The 22183-nt window shown below is 64.0% G+C and carries 22 protein-coding genes; 4 read left to right on the top strand and 18 right to left on the bottom strand.

Annotation, left to right across the window (positions count from 1 at the left end; all coding sequences use genetic code 11):
* Positions 1-8 precede the first annotated feature (8 nt).
* From secF to yajC, 3 genes are read right to left on the bottom strand one after another with little or no spacing between them, the layout of a single operon-like run.
* Complete coding sequence (gene secF, locus ACPPVP_RS24500) at positions 9-1010, bottom strand: protein translocase subunit SecF (protein WP_426525234.1); 1002 nt, start codon at positions 1008-1010, stop codon at positions 9-11.
* A gap of 9 nt (positions 1011-1019) precedes the next feature.
* Positions 1020-2618 carry a protein translocase subunit SecD gene (gene secD, locus ACPPVP_RS24505; RefSeq protein ID WP_426525236.1) on the bottom strand — a complete coding sequence of 533 codons (1599 nt, stop codon included), beginning with the start codon at positions 2616-2618 and terminating at the stop codon, positions 1020-1022.
* Between the two features lie 54 nt (positions 2619-2672).
* Positions 2673-3035, bottom strand: a complete 363-nt coding sequence (gene yajC / locus ACPPVP_RS24510) for a preprotein translocase subunit YajC (RefSeq protein WP_426525238.1) — start codon at positions 3033-3035, stop codon at positions 2673-2675.
* A 194-nt stretch (positions 3036-3229) separates the two neighbouring features.
* Between yajC and ACPPVP_RS24515 the strand changes: the two genes are divergently transcribed.
* Positions 3230-4201: an ATP-binding protein gene (locus tag ACPPVP_RS24515; protein WP_426525240.1), complete on the top strand. Its 972-nt coding sequence runs from the start codon at positions 3230-3232 to the stop codon at positions 4199-4201.
* Positions 4202-4310: 109 nt separating this feature from the next.
* On the opposite strand, the gene ACPPVP_RS24520 is transcribed toward ACPPVP_RS24515, so the two are convergent.
* Together ACPPVP_RS24520 and ACPPVP_RS24525 are read right to left on the bottom strand one after the other, a co-directional pair.
* On the bottom strand, positions 4311-5690 hold the full coding sequence (locus tag ACPPVP_RS24520; protein ID WP_426525244.1) for a peptidoglycan DD-metalloendopeptidase family protein: 1380 nt from the start codon (positions 5688-5690) through the stop codon (positions 4311-4313).
* Between the two features lie 109 nt (positions 5691-5799).
* On the bottom strand, positions 5800-6444 hold the full coding sequence (locus tag ACPPVP_RS24525; protein WP_426525246.1) for a protein-L-isoaspartate(D-aspartate) O-methyltransferase: 645 nt from the start codon (positions 6442-6444) through the stop codon (positions 5800-5802).
* Between the two features lie 257 nt (positions 6445-6701).
* Between ACPPVP_RS24525 and ACPPVP_RS24530 the strand changes: the two genes are divergently transcribed.
* Positions 6702-7079 carry a response regulator gene (locus ACPPVP_RS24530; protein ID WP_426525248.1) on the top strand — a complete coding sequence of 126 codons (378 nt, stop codon included), beginning with the start codon at positions 6702-6704 and terminating at the stop codon, positions 7077-7079.
* Between the two features lie 122 nt (positions 7080-7201).
* Here the strand turns inward: ACPPVP_RS24530 and surE are convergent, their stop codons facing one another.
* The 12 genes from surE to ACPPVP_RS24590 form a co-directional block, all read right to left on the bottom strand.
* Positions 7202-7969, bottom strand: coding sequence for a 5'/3'-nucleotidase SurE (surE, locus tag ACPPVP_RS24535; RefSeq protein ID WP_426525250.1), 768 nt, complete (start codon positions 7967-7969; stop codon positions 7202-7204).
* A gap of 96 nt (positions 7970-8065) precedes the next feature.
* Positions 8066-8572: a hypothetical protein gene (locus ACPPVP_RS24540; RefSeq protein ID WP_426525252.1), complete on the bottom strand. Its 507-nt coding sequence runs from the start codon at positions 8570-8572 to the stop codon at positions 8066-8068.
* Positions 8573-8584: 12 nt separating this feature from the next.
* Positions 8585-9916 carry a serine--tRNA ligase gene (serS, locus tag ACPPVP_RS24545; protein WP_426525254.1) on the bottom strand — a complete coding sequence of 444 codons (1332 nt, stop codon included), beginning with the start codon at positions 9914-9916 and terminating at the stop codon, positions 8585-8587.
* Between the two features lie 177 nt (positions 9917-10093).
* Complete coding sequence (gene tatC, locus ACPPVP_RS24550) at positions 10094-10921, bottom strand: twin-arginine translocase subunit TatC (protein ID WP_426525256.1); 828 nt, start codon at positions 10919-10921, stop codon at positions 10094-10096.
* Entirely contained in the window at positions 10918-11433 is a 516-nt protein-coding gene (tatB, locus tag ACPPVP_RS24555) for a Sec-independent protein translocase protein TatB (RefSeq protein ID WP_426525258.1), read from the bottom strand. Before tatB ends, tatC begins: the two co-directional genes overlap by 4 nt.
* A 118-nt stretch (positions 11434-11551) precedes the next feature.
* Positions 11552-11797, bottom strand: coding sequence for a twin-arginine translocase TatA/TatE family subunit (locus ACPPVP_RS24560; RefSeq protein ID WP_426525260.1), 246 nt, complete (start codon positions 11795-11797; stop codon positions 11552-11554).
* Positions 11798-11907: 110 nt separating this feature from the next.
* Positions 11908-12696, bottom strand: coding sequence for an SMC-Scp complex subunit ScpB (gene scpB / locus ACPPVP_RS24565; RefSeq protein WP_426525262.1), 789 nt, complete (start codon positions 12694-12696; stop codon positions 11908-11910).
* A 17-nt stretch (positions 12697-12713) separates the two neighbouring features.
* On the bottom strand, positions 12714-13541 hold the full coding sequence (locus ACPPVP_RS24570) for a segregation and condensation protein A (RefSeq protein WP_426525264.1): 828 nt from the start codon (positions 13539-13541) through the stop codon (positions 12714-12716).
* Positions 13538-14560, bottom strand: coding sequence for a beta-N-acetylhexosaminidase (nagZ, locus tag ACPPVP_RS24575; protein ID WP_426525266.1), 1023 nt, complete (start codon positions 14558-14560; stop codon positions 13538-13540). Before nagZ ends, ACPPVP_RS24570 begins: the two co-directional genes overlap by 4 nt.
* 53 nt (positions 14561-14613) lie before the next feature.
* Entirely contained in the window at positions 14614-16176 is a 1563-nt protein-coding gene (locus ACPPVP_RS24580) for an SPOR domain-containing protein (protein ID WP_426525268.1), read from the bottom strand.
* Positions 16177-16293: 117 nt separating this feature from the next.
* Complete coding sequence (gene argS / locus ACPPVP_RS24585) at positions 16294-18087, bottom strand: arginine--tRNA ligase (RefSeq protein ID WP_426525270.1); 1794 nt, start codon at positions 18085-18087, stop codon at positions 16294-16296.
* Between the two features lie 9 nt (positions 18088-18096).
* Positions 18097-19305, bottom strand: coding sequence for a deoxyguanosinetriphosphate triphosphohydrolase (locus ACPPVP_RS24590; RefSeq protein WP_426525272.1), 1209 nt, complete (start codon positions 19303-19305; stop codon positions 18097-18099).
* A gap of 141 nt (positions 19306-19446) precedes the next feature.
* Between ACPPVP_RS24590 and erpA the strand changes: the two genes are divergently transcribed.
* Positions 19447-19776 carry an iron-sulfur cluster insertion protein ErpA gene (gene erpA, locus ACPPVP_RS24595; protein ID WP_426525274.1) on the top strand — a complete coding sequence of 110 codons (330 nt, stop codon included), beginning with the start codon at positions 19447-19449 and terminating at the stop codon, positions 19774-19776.
* A 205-nt stretch (positions 19777-19981) separates the two neighbouring features.
* Here the strand turns inward: erpA and ACPPVP_RS24600 are convergent, their stop codons facing one another.
* Positions 19982-20887, bottom strand: coding sequence for a LysR family transcriptional regulator (locus ACPPVP_RS24600; RefSeq protein WP_426525276.1), 906 nt, complete (start codon positions 20885-20887; stop codon positions 19982-19984).
* A 218-nt stretch (positions 20888-21105) separates the two neighbouring features.
* Here ACPPVP_RS24600 and ACPPVP_RS24605 point away from each other — a divergent pair, with 218 nt between their 5' ends.
* Positions 21106-22179 (top strand): tartrate dehydrogenase, encoded by a 1074-nt coding sequence (locus tag ACPPVP_RS24605; RefSeq protein WP_426525278.1) that lies wholly within the window; start codon positions 21106-21108, stop codon positions 22177-22179.
* Positions 22180-22183 lie beyond the last annotated feature (4 nt).

Below are 22183 nucleotides of genomic sequence, written 5' to 3' on the forward strand. Positions count from 1 at the left end.
GACCTGCCTTACTTCTTCGCAGGCTTATCCGGCGCGTCGCGATGCTCACCAACGCCGAGATAGATCAGGATCGGCGCGGCGATGAAGATCGAGGTATAGGTGCCGACCAGCACCACGCCGAACATCATGACCGCCGTGAAGCTGTGGATCGCATGGCCGCCGAACAGCAGCAGGGCCAGCAAGGCCAGCGTCACCGTGACGTGGGTGATGATCGAGCGCGACAGCGTCGAATTGATGGATTCATTGAGGAGCTGCGGCATCGGCATTTTCTTGTAGCGACGCAGCATTTCCCGGATGCGGTCGTAGATCACGACCGTATCGTTCAGGGAGTAGCCGAGAATGGTCAAGAGCGCGGCGATACTGGTGAGGTCGAAATCGACCTGCGAGATCGACATGAATCCGATCGTCAGCACGATGTCGTGGACGTTGGCGATCATAGCGCCCAGCGCGAACTGCCATTCGAACCGGAACCAGAGATAAATCAGGATTGAGAAAATCGCGAGCATCAGGCCCAGCATGCCATAGGCAAGCAATTCGCCGGAGACGCGCGGGCCAACCACTTCGACGCGGCGGTAGTCCACGCTCTCTCCGAGCGCGCCACGAATCTTCTGCACGGCCGCCTGCTGCGCGGCGTCACCGCCCGGTTGTTCGGCCACCCGGATCAGCACGTCCGAGGGACCGCCAAACTGCTGCAACTGGATGTCGCCGAGCCCGAGCGCGCTCAGTGTCGCGCGCATCGCGCCGATATCGGTAGGGCCGGACTTGTTCTGCACTTCCAGCAGCGTGCCGCCCCTGAAGTCGATGCCGAAATTCAGCCCGTGGGTGAAGAACAGCACGATAGCGACGATCGAGAGCGCCGCCGAGATCGGAAAGCTGATGCGGCGAAAGCGTGTGAAATCGAAATGCGTGTCGTCGGGGACGATGCGCAACGGCGGCAGCAGATCGAGCACGGCGACAACGGTCAGCACGGCGATCAGCACGCCCAGCCCAATGAGAACGTAACTGGTCACAGCAAATCCTTAGATCGGCACGGTCTTCGGCCGCTTCCACCGTACCCAGCCGGCGACGATCAGGCTGGTGAGAGTAAACGCGGTGAAGACCGTGGTTATGATGCCGATACCGAGCGTGACGGCGAAGCCGCGGACCGGGCCGGTGCCGATATAGAACAGCACCGCGGCGGCGATGAAGGTAGTGATGTTGGAGTCCAGAATCGTCGACAGCGCCCGCCGGAACCCGGCGTCGATCGCCGAGATCGCATTGCGTCCGCCGCGCAGCTCTTCGCGGATGCGCTCATAGATCAGCACGTTGGAATCGACCGCGATGCCGACCGTCAGCACGACGCCGGCGATGCCGGGCAACGTCAGCGTGGCGTTGAGCAGTGACAGGATGCCGAAGATCATCGCGACGTTGATGGCCACCGCGATGTTGGCGAACACGCCGAACAGTCGATAGGTCAGCAGCATGAACACGATGACCAGGATTGAGCCAACATAGGCGGCAAGCTCGCCTTTCTCAATCGAGTCCTGGCCGAGGCCCGGACCGACCGTGCGCTCCTCGACCACGGTCAGCGGCGCCGGCAGCGCGCCAGCGCGTAACAGCACCGCCAGATCGTTGGCCGACTGAACGGTGAAGCTGCCGGAAATCTGGCCCTGTCCGCCAGTAATCGGCTCGCGGATCACGGGCGCAGAAATCACCTCATTGTCGAGCAATATCGCAAACGGCACCCCGACATTCTCCGACGTCGCTTGCGCGAATTTGCGCGAGCCCGAACTATTGAACTTGAAGTTGACGATCGGCTCGTTCGTGCGTTGGTCGAAGCCGGGCTGCGCATCTGTCAGGTCGCCGCCGGATACCAGCACCTGCTTTTTGATGACGTAGGGCACCTTCGGCGACGACGCGCTCATCAGGACTTCGGAGTCCGCAGGCACCCTGCCCTGCTGCGCCTGATCCGGCGACACGGTCGTGTCGACCATGCGGAATTCCATCTGGGCGGTCTTGCCCAATAATTCCTTCAGGCGCGTCGGGTCCTGCAGGCCTGGCACCTGCACCAGGATGCGGTCAGCCCCCTGACGCTGGATGAGAGGCTCCACCGTACCGAGTTCGTTGACGCGACGCTCGACGATCTGAATCGATTGCTCGATGGTCCGACGCAGAAGGTCGGTAATCGCAGCCTGCGGCACCGAGAGGCGGATCAGGCCGCCGCCGGCATCGGAAACCTCCAGGCTACGCTGGCCGCTCGAGCCGACTAGGCCGCCGAGCGGCTGCGACAGCTCTCGCAGTTTGCTGAGAGACGCCTGCTGGTCGCTCTCCTTGACGCGGACTTCGACGACATCGCCGCGGACGGCCAAGCCGGTATAGCCGATCTTAGCGTCGCGCAGCACCCGCCGTGCGTCATCGCGGAACTGTTCGAGCTTCTTCTTCTTCACATAGTTGGAGTCGACTTCGAGCAGCAGATAGGAGCCGCCCTGCAAGTCGAGGCCGAGCACGATGTGGCGTTGCGCCCACACCGGCCAAGTCTTTACCCGCTCCTGGGGAAAGAAGTTCGGAACCGCGAACAGGCAGACCACAAGCGCGGTCAGAATGATCGCCAGCGCCTTCCACCGCGTGAAATACAACATCGAGTTGACCCGTCAGATCCAGGAAAATACGCCGCGAGAGACGCGGCGCGCAAATCAGCTCGCGGACGTCTCGTCCTTGGCCTCAGCCTTTTCCTTGGCTGGCTCGCCCTTGGCGCGGACGCCCGAAATCATCTGCCGCATCTGCCGCACGCGGACGCCGTCCGAAATCTCGAACTCGATCTGGTCGTCGTCGACAACCTTGGTGACCTTGCCGACCAGGCCGCCCGAGGTGACGACCGTGTCGCCGCGGCGGATGTTTTTGACCAGCTCGGCATGATCCTTCACCTTCTTCTGCTGCGGGCGCAGAATCAGGAAATACATGATCACGAAGATCAGCGCGAACGGCAGCAACGACATCAGCATGCTGTTGGCATCGCCGCCGGCCGCAGCCTGGGCGTACGCAGGGGTAATCAGCATTCGAACAATCCTCGTGAGAAGGAAAAGAACCGGCCATGCCTGGGCTTAGCGCCTTGGGCAAATCGCCGGTCCGGGCAAATTCGCGCGGACTATAGCGGCGGCGGGCCCAATTGCAACGTGGCCGGACCCCTCATTTAGGTCGCTTGCGGGACCTTCCAAGGCCCGTTAAGGCTGCGCCGTCAGGAACTGCAAAAATGTCGAAAAAAGCCAAGAAAACAGCGACTCGCGCCACCCCCAAGGCCGCCTCGCGAGGACCAGCGAAAACCGCGACAAAACGTCCGGCAAGCACGCTCAACGGCGCCGCCGCCGAGCGGATCGCAACCGCGCTGGAAGCCATCGCCGGCCACCTTTCGGCGGCCTCCCCGGGGTCGGGAAACCTCGAGTCGTTCGGCTCTGCGGATGCCTTTGTCTGGCATCCGGACGGACGGCTTTCGCCGGTGCCGCGGGTCAGCCGCGTCGACCTTGGCCTGCTCAAAGGCATCGACCGGATGCGCGACATCCTGATCGAAAACACCGAGCGCTTCGCCGACGGCCTGCCCGCCAACAACGCGCTGCTGTGGGGCGCGCGCGGTATGGGCAAGTCGTCGCTGGTAAAGGCCACTCACGCCAATATCAACATCGACCGCAAGCCGGCCGACCGGCTCAAGCTGATCGAGATCCACCGCGAGGACATCGAGAGCCTGCCCGGCCTGATGGATCTCTTACGCAGCTCCGATTTCCGCTTCATCGTGTTCTGCGACGACCTCTCCTTCGACGGCAATGACGCCTCCTACAAATCGCTCAAGGCGGTGCTGGAAGGCGGCATCGAGGGGCGCCCCGACAACGTCATCCTCTACGCCACCTCGAACCGGCGGCACCTCTTGGCGCGCGAGATGATCGAGAACGAACGCTCGACCGCGATCAATCCGGGCGAAGCGGTCGAGGAAAAGGTGTCGCTGTCGGATCGTTTCGGTCTCTGGCTCGGCTTCCATCGCTGCAGCCAGGACGAATATCTGGCGATGGTGCGTGGCTATTGCGGCCATTACGGCATCAAGATGGATGACGAAGCGCTGGAGCGCGAGGCGCTGGAATGGTCGACCACCCGTGGCTCGCGGTCGGGCCGCGTCGCCTGGCAGTTCACGCAGGAACTGGCGGGTCGGCTCGGCGTGAGGCTTTCGGGGAAGTAGGCGTAGCAAACGCGTAGCCCGGATGAAGCGCAGCGCAATCCGGGGGCAGTCTGGGCCGTTGAAAGAACCGGCCCCGGATTTCGCTACGCTTCATCCGGGCTACGCGCGCTCACGCCCCGTTCAGAAATTGAAGCGGGTCAACCGGAGATGATCCCTTGCGGATCTCGAAGTGGAGCTGCGGCGACCCCACCTCGCCCGATTGACCCGACTTGGCAATGATCTGGCCGCGCTTGATCGTATCCCCGCGCTTCACCATCAGTTCACTCGCATGGGCATATGCGGTGACGTAACCGTTGGAGTGCCGCACCAGAACCAGATTGCCGTAACCCTTGAGCTCGTTGCCGGAATAGGCGACCACGCCATCTTCCGCTGCCTTCACCGGCGTGCCTTCCGGCACCGCCAGGTTGATGCCGTCATTCGATTTGCCGTTGGTCTTGGCGCCGTAGCTCGTGATCACCTTGCCGCGCACCGGCCAGCGGAAGGTCGGCAGCGCGCCGGTGGCTTCGCTTGATTTGACGGACGCTGCTTCGACGACGGGTTTTTCTTCGACGACATTGGTCGTGGCAGACGCCAGCCGCGCGCTTTGCGGCGGACCACCGGCCGAAGCCATTTTGGTGGCCGGCGCCGCAACCGGGGCGACCGGCTGGGCGGGCGCGACGGCGACAGCGACAGACTGAGCGACGGGCGCAGCGGCCGCGGATTTCGAACCGGGCACGGTGAGCTTCATGCCGAGGCTGAGCTTGGCCGTTTGATCGAGATTGTTGGCCTTGGCGAGCTCGCCGACCGGGACATTGTTCCGGCGCGCGATGCTCATCAGCGTATCGCCGCGATTGACGATGTGGACGCTCGCCGGCCCAGCCACTGCGGCAACCGGCTTGCTGACCGCCGGCGCGAGCGCCGGTGCGGCCGCAGCCACTGCGGTTTGCTTCGGAATGATCAGTTGCTGGCCGGGCGACAGCACGCGCGGACCTTTGTAGCCATTGGCCTGCAGGATGGCGGCGGATGAAACGTTGTAGCGCTTGGCCAGACCGTCGAGCGTGTCGCTGGTGCCGACGATGATCGTGGTGCCGTTCTGCGCAGACGGTCGCGCGGCGGCGACCGAGCGCGGCGGTACCGTGGCGGTGGTCTCGATCGGCGAACGGGTCGGCGGCGCGTAGGACGAAATCCCGCGCCCTCCTCCCGACACCCCACCTGAACTGGCCGGATAGGCGTGCGGTGCAGCGACAGCGGGCGCCGGCAAAGCCTGGGACTGGAATTGCGGCGCGGAGGCCTGCGGCCGGGCGTATTGCGGCTGCTCGCGGCGTTCGACGGCGGGCGTGCGCACCGAACCGGTGGCTTCGGGCTGCGAGGCAAAGGGGTTGGAGAATGAGCTATCGGAAAGGCGCGTCTGCATATCGGCGCTGCAGCCGGCAAAGCCGACCGACATCAGCGCCAGCACCGCGACTTGCGGCACCCGACGCGAGCGAAGCAACTCGGCGACACGGGACATGGTTACTCACTCGTACGCAACAAAATACTGTTTTGAGTAAACACGTGCCGAGTAAATAAGCGCTTAACCCTTGGAATAAGATGTTGGCGGGAACCGCCAATCCGAGTTTCTACAGTTCGCGCGCAATTCCCGGCAGGGCCGGCACGAAGCGGACATCGACCAATTCCTTGCGCTCGAACCCGCTGTCCGTCCTGATCACCCGGACCAGCGTCTGGGTGCCGTGATGGGGGCCGACGGGTGCGATCAGGATGCCGCGCGGCAACAGCCGCTCCTGCAGCTTTTCCGGAATTTTCTCCATCGCAGCCGTCACGATGATGCGGTCGAAATCGCCGGCGCCCACTGGCACGTCGAAGCCGTCGCCGTACATCACCTCGATATTGTAGTATCCGAGCGCTTCGAGCCGGTCGCGGGCCGTGTCCGCCAGCGTCCGGTAGCGCTCCATGGTGAGGACGTGCGTGCATAACCGCGATAGCACCGCGGCCTGATAACCGGAGCCGGTGCCGATCTCGAGCACCTTGTGGCTCTTTTGCAGTTGCAGCTGCTCGGTCATGTAGGCCACCACGAAGGGCTGGCTGATGGTCTGCCCGCAGGCGATACCAAGCGCGCTGTCACGGTAGGCATGACCGCGGTCGCCAGCCGCCACGAAAACCTCCCGCGGGACCTCTTCCATGGTACGCAGCACCGCCTGGTCGCTGATCCCCCGCCGCCGCAGGGTGAGCTGAAACATCATCTTCTCGGGCGGTTCTTGCGACATTGCGGTCTCGCAGCGGGGCTTCTGCCGCCAATTCAATGTTCAGGCCTCGCGAGATGTAATAGCGTCCGTGCACTTAAGGAAGAATTTCCTCAAGATTTCGGTTCCGGCTGGGGGAACCGTTGTCGCGCCCCCGACGTTAGGGCACGGCTAATCCCTCGCCTGAGTCTTTGCTTCAAAGCGTGCCGGTTCATGTCGACGTTGCGCCCAGGGGTGTTTTTTGCGAACCTCAAAGCCTTGAAAGGGCAAGGATTCCCCTCATGATAGCGACACGGCCGCCAGGCTGTTCTGTTTTCCTCGTTGAAGACGAGGTGATGATCCGGATGATGGTCGCTGACATGCTGGAAGAGCTGGGCCACAGCGTGGCCGCCGAGGCCGGCGAAATCGGCGAGGCGGTCAAGCTGGCGCAATCGACCGAATTCGACATCGCCATTCTCGACGTCAACGTCAACGGCAAGGTGATCACGCCGGTCGCCGAGCTGATCACGGCGCGCAACCGCCCGTTTATCTTTGCGACCGGTTACGGCTCCTCCGGCCTGCCCCAGGAATATCGCGACCGCCCCGCGCTGCAGAAGCCGTTCCAGCTGGAAACGTTGGCCCAGGTCATCGCCTCGACGATGAAGAGCGCGACGGTTTAAGGATCACAGACTCCGCTGTCATCATCCGCGAAGGCGGATGATCCAGTATCCCAGAGACCTGCGAAAGAATCGAGAAGCCGCGGCGTACTGGATACCCGCCTGCGCGGGTATGACGCTTCGCGTCACTTCAGCGTTGCTGTCAGCGCTTCCGAAAACGCTTCATCGGTGCGGTCGAGCCGCAGCGGCGTGACCGATACGTAGCGGGCCGCAAGCGCCGCAAGATCGGTGCCTTCGGCCGGCGTATCCATCATCGCGGCGCGTTCAAAGCCGATCCAGAAATAGGGATTGCCGCGGCCATCATGGCGCTTGTCGACTTTGAGGAAGCCGAGATTGCGCTTGCCTTGCCGTGTGACGCGAACGCCCTTGACCTGGTCGGGCGTGCAGGCGGGAAAATTGACGTTGATCACCGTGTTCTTCGGCACGCCCGCATCGATCACCTTGCGCAGGATATCGGGGCCGAATTTCAGCGCGGTGTCCCACAGCGGCGCGTGGCGGGTCTCGATGGAAAACTCCTGGCTCAGCGCGAATGACGGGATGCCCAGGATCGTGCCTTCGAGGGCGCCGGCGATGGTACCGGAATAAACCACGTCCTCGGCGACGTTGCGGCCCCTGTTGACGCCCGACAGCACCAGATCGGGTCCCTTTTCGCCGAGGATGTGGCGCGAGCCCATGATCACGCAATCGGTCGGCGTGCCCCGCACGGCGAAATGGCGCGGACCGACTTCGCGCAGACGCAAGGGATCGTTCAGCGACAGCGAATGCGACACGCCGGACTGATCGAGCTCCGGCGCCACGACCCAGACGTCGTCGGATAGTCCGCGCGCGATCTCCTCGACGATTTTCAACCCCGGTGCATGGATGCCGTCGTCGTTGGTGCAGAGAATTCGCATCCGTCAAAATGCCTTCTGGTTCGGGTCGAGGCAGGCTGTTGCCTTTGGGCGTCGTCTTATCCGGCTATCGCGGGCGAGGCAAACCGGCCGATTTCCTCATGTTTTCTTCATCCAAACGCGCCAAGGGCGCGCAAATTTGGCGCCGCCGTCGATTTTCATCTGCATGTCCGGCGATGCCTGCTTTGGCGGCTCAATGGGTAGAGGCGGCAACCTCTCCGGCGCAGGCGGTGCCGCTGCTGCATAGGAACGCGCGACAGGAGCAGGACGTTCGGGCCTCGCCGGTTCGAGCTTCGGCGCTTCCGGTTTCGCGGCAAGCGGAGGCGGCGCGGTCGGCTCTCGCAACGGAACCTGCGCAGTTACCGGCACCGGCGGCACGACGCCCGACGGCTGCGGATGTCGCGTCCGCGCAATCGCCAGCCCCTTGTCGAAATCCTCGATCTTGAGCCACGCCTTGGCACGCAAGCTCTCGATGAGATCGTCGTCCCACAGCCTGATAACTTCGATATCGAACGCCCCCTCCAGCCGCTGATCAATCAATTGCATCCCGTGGCCGGTAACAGCCCATTGCCTCCCGATCCAAAAGATGTCGCGATGCAATGCCATTTTTGCCTTGCGCTATTTGTCCCGCTCGATGGTCTTGAGCCCGCCCATATAGGGCTGCAACACGTCGGGCACCGCGATCGATCCGCCCTGCTGTTGATAGGTTTCCATCACCGCAATCAGCGCGCGGCCGACCGCCGTCCCCGAACCGTTCAGCGTGTGTACAAAGCGCGGCTTCCCGTCCGGCCCGCGCGAGCGCGCATCCATCCGCCGCGCCTGGAAATCGCCGCACACCGAGCAGCTGGATATTTCACGATAGGCGCCGCCCTCGCCCTGCCCCGGCATCCAGACCTCGATGTCGTAGGTTTTTTGCGCGGAGAAACCCATGTCGCCGGCGCACAGCGTCATCACGCGGTAATGCAGGTCGAGCCGTTTGAGCACTTCCTCCGCGCAGGACAGCATGCGCTCATGCTCATCACGGCTGGTCTCAGGCGTTGCGATCGAGACCAGCTCGACCTTGGTAAATTGATGCTGGCGGATCATACCGCGGGTATCGCGTCCCGCCGCGCCCGCTTCGGCGCGGAAGCACGGCGTCAACGCGGTCAGCCGCATCGGCAGCTCTTTTTCGTCGACGATGGATTCGCGGACCAGGTTGGTCAGCGAGACTTCGGCGGTGGGAATGAGACCGAGACGCTCGGTCTTCAGCCGTTCGCCGGGAGCTGCGAGCAATTCGCCCTTGATGGCCCAGAACTGGTCATCCTCGAATTTCGGCAATTGCCCTGTGCCGAACATCACGTCGTTACGCACAAGCAACGGCGGATTGATTTCTGCGTAGCCATGCTCGTTGGTATGTAGGTCGAGCATGAACTGCCCGATCGCGCGCTCGAGCCGCGCCAAGCCCTTTTTCAGAACGACAAAGCGCGCGCCGCTCAGCTTCGCAGCCGCCTCGAAATCCATATAGCCTAGCGCACCGCCGAGATCGTCGTGCGGTTTCGGCGTAAAGCCGTAGTCGCGAATCTTGCCGTAGACGTGCCGCTGCACGTTACCGTGCTCGTCGACGCCATCAGGCACCTCATCAAGCGGCAGGTTGGGGATCGCAGACAATTCATTGGCCAAGGCTTCGTCGGCGGATTTCGCTGCCAGTTCGAGCTCCGGCATCGTGGTCTTGAGCTCGGCGACTTCGGCCATCAGCTTGGTGGCGCGCGCGTCGTCCTTGGCCTTCTTGGCCTCGCCGATTTCCTTCGAAGCCGCATTGCGCCGCGCCTGCGCCTGCTCGGACGCCAGGATCGCCGCCCGGCGTTTTTCGTCGATCGCCAGCAGCCCAGCCGACAGCGGCGCCAGCCCGCGGCGCTTCAGTCCGGCGTCGAACGCCTGGGGGTTGTCGCGGATCGATTTGATGTCGTGCATTGGGCCATTCCTGAATCGTGCCGATAAAGGCGCGATCCCAGTACCACACCGGTCATCCCCCGCGAAAGCGGGTGGTCCAGTATTCCAGAGCATCGGTGCTTAATCGAGAGGGCGCGGCGTACTGGATTCCCCGCTTTCGCGGGGAATGACGGCCGATAATCGGGCGCCAAGGCTGCCCTACTCCGCTGGATTGGCCTCGGGCGGTGGCGGGCTCGCGGAGGGCGGCGTGCCGGCCGCGGACTTGGCCGCGGCGGCCTTCTTTTCCACGACGGCGACCGCAATGATCGCGCCCTCGTAGAGCGCCAGCAGCGGGATCGCGAGCGAGGCCTGGCTGATCACGTCGGGCGGCGTCAGAACGGCGGCGATCACGAAGGCGATGACGATGAAATAGCGCCGCTTCTCGCGCAGCATCTTCGAGGTGACGATGCCGATCCGCCCCAAAAGCGTCAGGATGACAGGCAACTGGAACGCGATGCCGAAGGCAAAGATCAGCGACATCATCAGCGACAGATACTCGCCTACCTTGGGTAGCAGCTGGATCTGAGCTGTCTCGCCGCCGCCCACCTGCTGCATGCCGAGCGAGAACCGCACCAGCATCGGCAGCACGATGAAATAGACCAGCATCGATCCCAGCACGAAGAAGAACGGCGTCGCGATCAGATACGGCAGGAACGCGCCGCGCTCGTGCTTGTAGAGCCCGGGCGCCACGAATTTATAGATCTGCGTCGCCACGATCGGGAACGAGATGAAGCCGGCGCCGAACAGCGCGAGCTTCAATTGCGTAAGGAAATATTCCAGCAGCGCCGTGTAGATGAACTTTGAATTTTCCGCGCCTGCGACCCAGACGAACGGCCAGACCAGCACGTTGTAGATCTGCTTGGCGAAGAAGAAGCAGAAGATGAAAGCAATGCCGAAGCCTAGCAGCGCCTTGATCAGCCGCGAACGCAGCTCGATCAAGTGATCCATCAATGGCGCCTTGCTGGCCTCGATGTCCTCGACGGTCATGACGCTTTGGCGTCCTTGAGAACGTCAGGCGAAGCCGGCGCGATATCCTGCGCCGCCGCCTGAGCTTCACGCGTGATCGCAAGCGGCTCGGACGCCGCCGCATGCGCCTCGGCTTCGACGAAGGTTTCCGGCGTAGGCGCGACCGGTGTCGTCGGCGTGACGGGTTCGCCGATCGCGGACGCTACCTGGGCGTCGTTGGCTGTGACGGCAGGCTTGTCGATGTCGCCGATCTGCATGGCGTCGCTGACGTCCTTCTGCAGCGAGGTCATGACGTTGGCCGGGGAAAGGCCTGTCGCCACGTCCTTGACCTCGTCAAAGCTCTTCTTGAGGTCGGCCATTTCGGCCTCGCGCATGGCTTCCTGGAACTGGCCCTGGAATTCAGCGGCCATCTTGCGCGCCTTGCCCATCCATTGCCCGACCATGCGCAGCACGCCCGGCAGCTCTTTCGGGCCGATGGCAATCAGCGCGACAACCGCGATGACGACCAGTTCACTCCACCCGATGTCGAACATGAATTCTTCCGCTCGCGCGAGACGTCCGCGCCCCAATCCATCATAGCCAAGATCTGGAGCTGCCCGCGCCTTTTCTCAACCGGCGTCCTTCAACCGACGCCCGGTCCAAATGCCTGGTTCAGACAGCCTTGCTGCCGACATCTGTCCGTGCCGCCGTCGGTGCTGGCGCCGCATTGTGATCGATGGTCTTCACCGGTTCGGCAGGCTTGTCGGCGGCCGTCTTGTCGTCGTCCTGCATGCCCTTCTTGAAGGCCTTGATGCCTTGCGCGACATCGCCCATCAGGTCGGAGATCTTGCCGCGGCCGAACAACAGCAGGACCACTGCGATCACGACGATCCAGTGCCAAATGCTAAGCGAACCCATCCTGCAACCCTCCAAAAAGAGACGGCCGGAAACCGGCCAAGCTTTGGCGGAAGGTAGGCCCGGCGGGTGTCAAAAACAAGGACCCACGCCGCGGCAAATCGCTGTCGCGGCTACGTATTATTGCTATCATTAACCCCGTCTGGCGGGACGGTTGGCGAAGCGTCGGAACCAGATTCCGGCTCATCTTCGGGCTCCGCGGCCGGCGCCAGCAACAGTTCCAAGGTGTCGCCGGCATCCAGCGGGTCTTCATCCTCGCGCAGCGCCACGTCGTCGGACGGCGTCGGAACGTTGAAGCCGGAAGGAAGCCGCGAGTCCAGCAGCCCCGTGCCCTTCAACTCTTCGAGACCCGGCAGATCGCCAAGCGCTTCCAGGCTGAACTGCGACAGGAACGCTTCCGTCGTGCCAAAGGTCAGCGGCCGGCCCGGCGTCTTGCGACGGCCACGGGGACGGATCCAGCCGGTTTCCAGGAGCACGTCCAGCGTTCCCTTTGACGTGATCACGCCGCGGATATCCTCGATCTCGGCGCGCGTCACCGGCTGGTGGTAGGCGATGATCGCGAGCACCTCGATGGCGGCCCGCGACAGCCGCCGCGTTTCCGTGCTTTCGCGCGTCATCAGCCACGACAGATCGCCTGCGGTGCGAAAGGTCCATTTGTTGGCGACGCGCACCAGATTGACGCCACGCGGGGCATATTCCGCCTGCAGCTGTGCCAGCGCCGCCTTGACGTCGACGCCGTCGGGCATGCGCTTGGCCAGCGCCGCCTGATCGATCGGCTCGGCGGAGGCAAACAGCAGCGCTTCGAGAAGCCGCAATTCCTCCGGCCGCGCCTCGACTTCAGTAATCTGGTCGATGGGATGATCCTCGGCATCTTCCATGCGTTTTTCCGCCAGGCTTGCCATGGCTGGGTCTCCTTCCACTACTCGACCGTCATATCCGGCGCGGGCATCGCTGCCTGCGGCGGACGTTTACGAAAATAAAGCGGCGCGAACGCCTCTTTCTGGTTCAATTCCATCTCGCCTTCGCGCACCAATTCGAGCGCTGCGGCGAAGCTCGACGCGAACACCGTCGCCTTCTGCGAGGGATCGACGACGTAGCTGAGCAGGAAATCGTCGAGGCAGCTCCAGTCTTCCGACTCGGTCATGCCGACCAGCCGCTCCAGCGACGCGCGCGCTTCGGCCAGCGACCACACCGTGCGCTTGGCCAAGTGGACCGTCGCCAGCACGCGCTGCTGACGCTGCGCGGAATAGGCGGTGAGCAGGTCGAACAGCGTTGCCGTGAATTTGGGGTGACGGATTTCAGCGATCGATTCCGGATTGCCGCGCGGAAAGATATCGCGCTGGAACTGCGGCCGGTTCATCAGCCGGTTGGCGGCTTCTCTGATAGCCTCGAGCCGACGCAGCCGATTGGCAAGCGCGGTTGCCATCTCCTCGGCGCTCGGTCCGTCCGGCGTCGGCGGTTCGGGCAGCAGCAGCCGCGATTTCAGGTAAGCCAGCCAGGCGGCCATCACGAGATAGTCGGCCGCGAGCTCGAGACGGATCTTTCGCGCGGCCTCGATGAACGTCAGATACTGATCGGCCAGCGCCAGGATCGAAATCTTGGCGAGATCGACCTTCTGCTGCCGCGCCAGCGTCAGCAGCAGGTCGAGCGGGCCTTCATAGCCCTCGACGTCGACCACCAGCGCGGCCTCGCCGTCGGTGACTTCGGCGGGCCGTCCGGTTTCAAACGATAGAATTTCCGCGGTCATGCCGTTCCTACCCGATCCGTCAACGCATCCAGTTCAGCCCGTGCCGCCTGCCGGTCGAATGGCTCAGGCGCTTTTCGCGAGGCCAGCGCCCGTCTTGCGCGATCGAGGGCCTCGCCCGCCAGCTCCGGCGTCTCGCGCGCCACGTCGCGCATCTCGTCGAGCTTGCCGTTGCAATGCAGGACCATGTCGCAGCCGGCGTTGACGATGGCGCGGGTCCGCTCGGCGAGCGATCCCGCCAGGGCATTCATCGACACGTCATCACTCATCAACAAACCCTGGAACCCAATTCCGCCGCGAATCACCTGCCGGATGATTGTCGCAGAAGTCGTCGCCGGTTGGGCGGGGTCTAATGCGCTAAACACAACATGTGCGGTCATCGCCATCGGCAGGTCCGCCAGCGGTTGAAATGCGGCGAAATCGGTTCGTTCCAGCTCGTCCCGCGGCGTATCAACGGTCGGGAGCCGGAAATGGCTATCCGCGGCGGCCCTTCCGTGGCCGGGAATGTGCTTCAGGACAGGCAGCACGCCGCCCTGCTCCAGCCCCTCGGTGACGGCGCGGGCGATCGCCGCGACCTTCACCGGCTCGGTTCCATAGGCCCGGTTGCCAATCACGGCGTCGGCCCCGGCCACCGGCACGTCCGCCAGCGGCAGGCAATCGACGTTGACGCCGAGGTCGATCAGGTCGGCGGCGATCAGACGCGCGCTGAGCCGCGCAGCCTTCAGCCCCATCGCCTTGTCGAGGTCGTAGAGCGCCCCGAAGGTGGCGCCTGGTGGATAGACCGGCCAATGCGGCGGCCCGAGCCGGGCCACCCGCCCGCCTTCCTGGTCGATCAGCACCGGGGCATCCGCCTCACCCAGGCAATCCCGCAATTCCCTAACAAGCGCAGACACTTGACTAGGGGCCTCGATATTGCGTTTGAACAGGATGAAGCCCCATGGCCGCGTCCCACGGATAAACTCGCGCTCCGCGGCGTCAAGTTCCAGTCCCGATATGCCCGTGATGAATGCGCGGCTGCTCATGCGCGCCGATTAGGCCCGTCACGGCACCCGGGTCAAGGAAACCGCAGATAATTCTACGGGATAAAGCACTGTCCCCCGGCGGCCTTCAGCTCGGTACAGAAGGCAACGGCCTCCTGCCGGGTCCGGTACGGCCCGACCATCGCACGGTACTTGGTCTTGCCGTCGGCCAGATTCACCTGCTTGATCACCGGCGAGCGCGAACCGAGCACCGAGGCGTACTTGCCTTGCACGGCGCGGAATGACTCCCGGGCGGCGGCTTCGCTGTCCTGCGACGTCACCGAGACCAGGAAAGTGCCGCCACCGTCAGATGCCGCAGCCGGCGCGGTCTGCGTCGGATTGGTTGCGGCCACGCGGGTCTGCGGCTCCGGTTCGGAGGCCTGCGGCGCGAGCGACATCGGCGAATTGGCGCTGGCATTGGCCGAGGCCGGGTTGCGTGCCGGTGCGGCGGCAGGAGCCGGCGCAGCAGTGATATTTCGGGTCTGCGGCGCGGACCTCGGCGGCGGCGCATTGGCGCCTGCCGGAATGCCGCCATTGTCGGCGTCGCCCTTGACGGCGAGCGTCTTGATCCTGCGCGGCTCGTTGTTCGGCATCGTGCCGGTGGCGGCCGCAGGCATAGGCGCCGACGGAGATACACTGGAGGCCGGCGGCGGGTTGGCGTTCTGGTTCAGCTGCGGAAACACCACGCGCGGCCCACCGGACCTCGAATTGACGTCCACCGGCGTCTCTTCGCGCGACACCAGCTTCTCGCCGCCATCGCCCGAAAGCATGCGGTCGGGGTTTTTGGCCGCGTTTGCATCTGACGCCACCGGCACCACCTTGGTCGGGCTGTTGTCGGCCCTGATGATCGGCGGCTCGCCCGAGCGGGGCGAACCGACGAAGGTGCGATAGGCAAAGGCAGCCCCGGTCCCCACCACGGCCAGCGCGAGCACCGCGGCAACCGTCATCAGGCCGCTGGAGCGCTTCTTCGGCGCGGGCTCTTCCTCGTATTCGCCCTGATAGGCATAGGGATCGTCCGGATAGGCCGGATCGCGCTGATAGTCGTGCTCGCCGGTTTCCAGCCGCCCATACAGCGCGTCGTCATAGCGTGACGGGTCTTCCAGCGGCTCGTCGGCGTATTGTTGCTGAGGCTCCTCCGCGTATCGTTGCTGAGGCTGCTCGGCGTATCGTTGCTGGGGCTCCTCGTAATAGTCCTGCTCGGGCAGCTGCGGGGGCTGCTGGCGGGCTGCGTACTGCGGCTGCTGGGCCGCGGCGTGCTGCGGCGGCTGCGTCGCGTAGCGGTGCAACGGATGCACCGGCGTGGGCTCGTAATCCGGCTCGTCATCGTATTCCTGGTGTTCCAGCGGCACAGGCGGCACAGGCGGCGGCAGCGGGGTTTCGTGGCGCGCACGCTGCATCCATGCTGGTGGCGCCGGAGGAGCGTCGGGCAGTTCTTCCGGCGCATCATACTGCGGTAGCCGGACGTTGGCTCGCGACTGCAGCGGGCGCGGCGCAGGCTTGGCGGCGGCCCCCAACGGATCATTCTGCCCGATCAGCCTTGCGAGCTCCGCAAGCGGATCACTCTCGCCGCGAGCCTGGTCGGCGGAGGGAAAAGGTCGGTCCTGATATCGATCAGCCATCGTGATGATGCATCCCCTTCGGGACAGCGCCAAACCCGCCATGTCAAACAAACCATGACGAGCGTGGCCCCTGCCAGATACCCCACGGACCCCCATCCGTGGAGCCTTCGCCCCTGCCTACCGCATCTCGGTCGGAGCGTGGACGCCGAGAACGGCTAAGCCCGATGCCAGAACCGAGACGACGCCCTGGACCATCGCCAGTCGCGCCCTCGTGATCTCTGCATCATTAGTCATAATGAAGCGTAAATAGGGCAAATCCCGCCCTTTCGTCCATAACGCGTGAAATTCACTGGCCAAATCATATAGATAAAAGGCGATTCGGTGGGGCTCATGTGCCACCGCCGCCGACTCAAGCATTCTGGGGTAGAGCGCCAGTCGTTTCAAGAGCTCGAGTTCCGCCGGATCGGTCAACCGCTCCACAGGGGCGGAACCCAGCCAGGCGGACCTGGCGGCATCGTCCTCCGGCAGCTCCGGAACCACCTCGCGGGCATTCTTGAAGATCGAATGGCCGCGGGCATGCCCGTACTGGACGTAGAAGACGGGGTTGTCCTTCGATTGTTCGAGCACCTTTGCGAGGTCGAAATCGAGCACGGCGTCGTTCTTGCGGAACAGCATCATGAACCGCACGGCATCCGAGCCGACCTCGTCGACCACCTCGCGCAACGTGACGAAATCGCCGGAGCGCTTCGACATCTTCACGGGCTCACCGTTGCGCAGCAGGCGAACGAGTTGCACAACCTTTATGTCCAGCGTCGCATTGCCAGAGCTGACCGCCTTCACCGCCGCCTGCATGCGCTTGATGTAGCCGCCATGATCGGCGCCGAACACGTTGATCATGTCGAGGAAGCCGCGATCAATCTTGTTTTTGTGATAGGCGATATCTGAAGCGAAATAGGTGTAGGACCCATCCGACTTGATCAGCGGACGATCGACATCATCGCCATAGGCGGTGGCGCGGAACAGCGTCTGGATGCGGTCCTCGTAATCCTCGACCGGCTTGCCCTTCGGCGGCGGCAGGCGGCCCTCATAGACGTCGCCCTTGGCACGCAGGAAATCGATGGTCTCGGTGACCTTGTTGTTGCCGGTCTCGATCAGCGACCGCTCCGAGAAGAACACCTCGTGCTTGATATTCAGCGCGGCGAGATCGCCCTTGATCATGTCCATCATCATGGCGATCGACTTGGCGCGCACGATCGGCAGCCACGCGCTTTCCGGCATCGCCTTGAGCTTGTCGCCATGCTCGGCCGCGAGCGCCAGCCCGACCGGCGCGAGATAGTCCCCCGGATACAGCCCTTCCGGGATCTCGCCGATACTCTCGCCTAGCGCTTCGAGGTAGCGCAGGTAGGCCGAGCGCGCGAGCACGTCGACCTGCGCGCCGGCGTCGTTGATGTAATATTCGCGTGTAACGGCGTAGCCGGCAAAATCAAGCAGACTGCACAACGCGTCGCCGAACACCGCGCCGCGGCAATGGCCGACATGCATCGGCCCGGTCGGATTGGCCGAGACGTATTCGACGTTGACCTTGGCGCCATGGCCGATCGCGCTTTTGCCGTAGGACGCGGCCTCGCGCAGCATCGTGCGCAGTTCGTCCGCCCAGACCTGAGGCTTCAAGGTGAGATTGATGAAGCCGGGTCCGGCGACCTCGACGGCGGCGACCAGCTCGTCGGCGCGCAATTTTTCCGCGATCTTGTCGGCGAGATCGCGCGGCTTGATCTTGGCTTCCTTGGCCAGCACCATCGCAGCATTGGTCGCCATGTCGCCATGGCCGGCATCGCGCGGCGGCTCGACCACGACGCGGGAGAAATCGATGCCGGCGGGCCACTGGCCCTCGGCCGCGAGCGCGGCGCAGATCGCCTGCACCCGCGCCAGCGCGTCGGCGAACAGATATTGTGAAGCTGGCTTGTCGGACATGGCCGCCGCCTAACGCAAATCCGGGGTCGAGTCAAAAAGCCTTTGATGCTCGATTAAGGCGAAACGGTCGGTCATTCCGGCGATGAAGTTGCCGATCCGGCGGGCGCGTTCCCCTTCGCTCTCGCGCTCGGACCCCTCGACCCATTCGGACGGCAGGTCGCCCGGGGAGGTCTGGTAGCGCGCGAACAGGTCGAACAGGATGCCTTCGGCCTCGCCCATCACCCGCATGACGCGGGGGTGGCGGTACATGTGCTGTTTCAGGAACGCCTTGATCGCGGCTTCCTCCTCCGCGACCTCGGGCGGAAAGGCGACCAGCGGCTGATGGTGGTGGCGCACGTCATGCGCCGATTGCGGTTTTGCCGCGGCAAGCCGCCTGCCCGCCTCCGACATGACAGCCCCGATCATGTAGGAAATCAGCTCGCGCACCAGTTCCGCGCCGCGTCTGGCATCGTCGAGATTGGGGTAATGCCGGTCGATCTCGGCGATAACAGCGGCCGTCAGCGGCATGACCTTCAAATCATCGACGCCGAACAGGCCGGCGCGCAGGCCGTCGTCGATGTCGTGGGCGTCATAGGCGATATCGTCGGCGAAGGCCGCGGCCTGCGCCTCCAGCGAAGCGTAGCTCCACAGCTCCAGATCGAATTTTTGATTGAAATCGGCGATGCCGACCGGAATGCCGCTTTCGCGGTATGGGCCGGCCGGGGCCCCGCCCCGCCCGGTGAGCGGGCCGTTGTGCTTGACGATGCCTTCGAGCGATTCCCAGGTCAGGTTCAGCCCATCGAATTCGGGGTAACGATGCTCCAGCGAGGTCACCACCCGCAGCGCCTGCGCGTTGTGGTCGAAACCGCCATGGGCGGCGAGGCATTTGTCCAGCGCCCGCTCGCCGGCATGGCCGAACGGCGGGTGGCCAAGGTCGTGCGCCAGCGCCAGCGTCTCGGTAAGGTCCTCGTCGAGGCCGAGCTGGCGGGCCAGCGCACGCGCAATCTGCGCCACTTCCAGCGAATGGGTCAGCCGGGTGCGGTAATGGTCGCCCTCATGGAACACGAACACCTGCGTCTTGTGCTTGAGGCGGCGGAAGGCGGTGGAATGGATCACCCGGTCGCAATCGCGCCGGAACGGGCTGCGGGTCCGGCTCGGCGGCTCCGCAAACAGCCGGCCGCGGCTGGAATCCGGGTCACAGCCATAAAGCGCGCGGGGGGCAGCCATTCCGACCGACACGATTTTTTAGTCCTTATCCATTTGATTCCGTGAGACTACGCACTTAACTATGTCTGACCGGCCATACAGTGTATGACCGGCCATACCAAGTATGGCCTGCCATACCAAATGAATTGGGTATGACGGGCCGGAGAGCATGCCATGACCACTGCCATCACCGTCAGCGAGCGGGCCGCCCGCCGCATCGGCGAAATCCTCAAGACCGAAGGCGACGGCGCCATGCTGCGCATCTCCGTCGAAGGCGGCGGCTGCTCCGGCTTCCAGTACAAGTTCGACGTCGACCATGACAAGGCCGCGGACGATCTGGTGATCGCGCGCGAGGGCGCGGTGGTGCTGGTCGATCCAGCCTCGGTGCCATTCCTCGCCGGCTCGGAAGTCGATTTCGTCGACGATCTGATCGGCGCCTCGTTCCGCGTGGTCAACCCGAATGCCACCGCGTCGTGCGGCTGCGGGACCAGCTTTTCGATCTGATTTCCGGTGAGACGTAGCGCGGCCTCGCGGACTACTCCGCAGTCGTAGGGTGGGCAAAGCGAAGCGTGCCCACCATCAAGCAGTGCGCTTGCGGATATATGGTGGGCACGTCGCTTCGCTCCTCTGCCCACCCTACGAAATCTGTACCGAAATCGTAGCCCGCATGAGCGCCAGCGATATGCGGGGACAGTTTCCCCGGACCGGCCTACGCCTCCCGCGCGTAGCGCGGCAAATCGGCTTTCAGCATCTCCAGCACGTCATCGCGCACCGGATCGCGGGTGCCGCGGGTGAAGGCGGCCGCCAGCGGCAGCTTGTTCATGTCGGAGGCTGCAAGGCGGATGAAGCGAACGCCGCGCGTGGCCATTCGCGAGGTCCAGCGCGGGACGATGGCGACACCCAATCCGGCGGAGACCAGATTGACGATGGTCTGCTTTTCGTCGGCGATCTGGGCGACGCGGGCCTCACAGCCGGCCTCGGCGAACAGTTTCATGGTGAGATCATGGCTGTGCGGGCGCGAGCGGCGTTCGGGCACGATCAATGGCTGGTTCTCGAGATCGGCGATGCTCACGCGCTTTCGCGCCGCCAGCGGATGACGCTCGGCAACCGCGACGACGGCGGTCTCGTGAAGAAGAAAGAGAAACTCCAGCCGCTTGTCGGACCGCTCCGGCGGGCGCACGAAGGCGAGGTCGAGCCGGCCGGACAACAGGCGCGGCAGCAGGCGGACGGTCTTTTCCTCGACCAGTTGCACGGCGACGTCGGGCCGGCGCTTGCGGAAATCATGGAGCAGCCGCGGCAACAGCCCTGCGGCGGCGCTGTCGATGGCGCCGACGCGAATGACCGCAGCCCGCTTGCGGCCGCGCGTCCGGAACCGGCCGGCCAGCGTATCGGCCTGCGCCAACAATGACCGCGCTTCCTTCAGCAGCACGGCGCCATCGTCGGTCAGCGCGACGCTGCGCGTCGTGCGCGTCATCAGCCGCGTGCCGAGATCGTCTTCAAGCAAACGGATGAAGCGCCCAAGCGCCGACGGCAGCATGTCGAGCCGTTGCGCCGCCCTGCCGAAATGCAATTCCTCGGCCGCGGCCACGAAGCAGCGCAGGTGATGTAGGTCCATCCGTCCTCCCGGATGGGATTATATCAATTTTTTGTATAAACGCGAGGCAATTGCCCATCTAGGCAAGCGGCCGCAGGATGCCTTGATCGCAAGGCATGCTAGCTCCGCGTCATTGCGAGCGCAGCGAAGCAATCCATAGCGCCGGACGTGGAGAGGTGGATTGCTTCGCTGCGCGCAATGACGGTTTTGCGGCCCAACCAGACCCGAGGGAGATTCCGATGCGTGAATATTCAATCGCGGCAATTCCGGCCGACGGGATCGGTCCCGAGGTCATCGCTGCCGGCGTTCAGGCGCTCGAAAGCCTGCAGCAGCGCCTCGGCGACGTGAAGTTCAATGTCGAAACCTTCGATTGGGGTTCGGCATATTATCGCAAGCACGGCGTGATGATGCCAGCCGACGGTCTCGCTACGCTGAAGAAATACGATGCGATCTATTTCGGCGCGGTCGGCGCACCCGACGTTCCCGATCACATCACGCTGTGGGGCCTGCGCCTGCCGATCTGCCAGGGTTTTGACCAATACGCCAATGTCCGGCCGACCCGGATCCTGCCCGGCATCACCTCGCCGTTGCGGAATGTCGGTCCCGGCGACCTCGACTGGGTGATCGTACGGGAAAACTCCGAAGGCGAATATGCCGGCTGCGGCGGCCGCGTCCATCGCGGCCTGCCCGAAGAAGTCGGCACCGAAGTCGCGATTTTCACCCGCGTCGGCGTCCAGCGCATCATGCGCTATGCCTTCAAGCTGGCGCAGTCGCGCCCGCGAAAATTCCTCACCGTGGTTACCAAATCGAATGCGCAGCGGCATGGCATGGTGATGTGGGACGAGATCGCCGACGAGGTCTCGAAGGAATTCCCCGATGTCACCTGGGACAAGATGCTGGTCGATGCGATGACGGTGCGGATGACGCTGAAGCCGCAGAGCCTCGATACCATCGTGGCGACCAACCTCCACGCCGATATCCTGTCCGACCTTGCCGGCGCGCTGGCTGGCAGCCTCGGTGTGGCGCCTACCGCGAACATTGATCCCGAACGCCGCTTTCCTTCGATGTTCGAACCGATCCATGGTTCGGCATTCGACATCACCGGCAAGGGCATCGCCAACCCGGTCGCCAGTTTCTGGACGGCGTCGCAGATGCTCGATCATCTCGGCGAAGCCGAGGCCTCGGCCCGGCTGATGCGCGCCGTGGAGAAGGTCACGGGCGCCGGCATCACGACGCCCGATGTCGGGGGCACCGCAACGACGAAGGATGTCACCGCCGCCGTCGTGGACGCGATCCACAGCTCCAACGTGTGACGGC

Source organism: Bradyrhizobium sp. McL0615, from assembly GCF_049993905.1.
Taxonomy (GTDB): domain Bacteria; phylum Pseudomonadota; class Alphaproteobacteria; order Rhizobiales; family Xanthobacteraceae; genus Bradyrhizobium.

Excerpts from the sequence above, each read along its gene's own strand:
- ACPPVP_RS24515 (WP_426525240.1), top strand. The coding sequence starts at position 3,230 with ATGTCGAAAAAAGCCAAGAAAACAGCGACTCGCGCCACCCCCAAGGCC.
- ACPPVP_RS24560 (WP_426525260.1), bottom strand. The coding sequence starts at position 11,797 with ATGGGTTCGCTTAGCATTTGGCACTGGATCGTCGTGATCGCAGTGGTC.
- ACPPVP_RS24570 (WP_426525264.1), bottom strand. The coding sequence starts at position 13,541 with ATGACCGCGGAAATTCTATCGTTTGAAACCGGACGGCCCGCCGAAGTC.
- ACPPVP_RS24520 (WP_426525244.1), bottom strand. The coding sequence starts at position 5,690 with ATGTCCCGTGTCGCCGAGTTGCTTCGCTCGCGTCGGGTGCCGCAAGTC.
- ACPPVP_RS24605 (WP_426525278.1), top strand. The coding sequence starts at position 21,106 with ATGCGTGAATATTCAATCGCGGCAATTCCGGCCGACGGGATCGGTCCC.
- secD (WP_426525236.1), bottom strand. The coding sequence starts at position 2,618 with ATGTTGTATTTCACGCGGTGGAAGGCGCTGGCGATCATTCTGACCGCG.
- tatB (WP_426525258.1), bottom strand. The coding sequence starts at position 11,433 with ATGTTCGACATCGGGTGGAGTGAACTGGTCGTCATCGCGGTTGTCGCG.
- ACPPVP_RS24540 (WP_426525252.1), bottom strand. The coding sequence starts at position 8,572 with ATGGCATTGCATCGCGACATCTTTTGGATCGGGAGGCAATGGGCTGTT.
- ACPPVP_RS24600 (WP_426525276.1), bottom strand. The coding sequence starts at position 20,887 with ATGGACCTACATCACCTGCGCTGCTTCGTGGCCGCGGCCGAGGAATTG.
- yajC (WP_426525238.1), bottom strand. The coding sequence starts at position 3,035 with ATGCTGATTACCCCTGCGTACGCCCAGGCTGCGGCCGGCGGCGATGCC.
- serS (WP_426525254.1), bottom strand. The coding sequence starts at position 9,916 with ATGCACGACATCAAATCGATCCGCGACAACCCCCAGGCGTTCGACGCC.
- ACPPVP_RS24580 (WP_426525268.1), bottom strand. The coding sequence starts at position 16,176 with ATGGCTGATCGATATCAGGACCGACCTTTTCCCTCCGCCGACCAGGCT.
- ACPPVP_RS24525 (WP_426525246.1), bottom strand. The coding sequence starts at position 6,444 with ATGTCGCAAGAACCGCCCGAGAAGATGATGTTTCAGCTCACCCTGCGG.
- tatC (WP_426525256.1), bottom strand. The coding sequence starts at position 10,921 with ATGACCGTCGAGGACATCGAGGCCAGCAAGGCGCCATTGATGGATCAC.
- argS (WP_426525270.1), bottom strand. The coding sequence starts at position 18,087 with ATGTCCGACAAGCCAGCTTCACAATATCTGTTCGCCGACGCGCTGGCG.
- ACPPVP_RS24530 (WP_426525248.1), top strand. The coding sequence starts at position 6,702 with ATGATAGCGACACGGCCGCCAGGCTGTTCTGTTTTCCTCGTTGAAGAC.
- nagZ (WP_426525266.1), bottom strand. The coding sequence starts at position 14,560 with ATGAGCAGCCGCGCATTCATCACGGGCATATCGGGACTGGAACTTGAC.
- erpA (WP_426525274.1), top strand. The coding sequence starts at position 19,447 with ATGACCACTGCCATCACCGTCAGCGAGCGGGCCGCCCGCCGCATCGGC.
- scpB (WP_426525262.1), bottom strand. The coding sequence starts at position 12,696 with ATGGCAAGCCTGGCGGAAAAACGCATGGAAGATGCCGAGGATCATCCC.
- surE (WP_426525250.1), bottom strand. The coding sequence starts at position 7,969 with ATGCGAATTCTCTGCACCAACGACGACGGCATCCATGCACCGGGGTTG.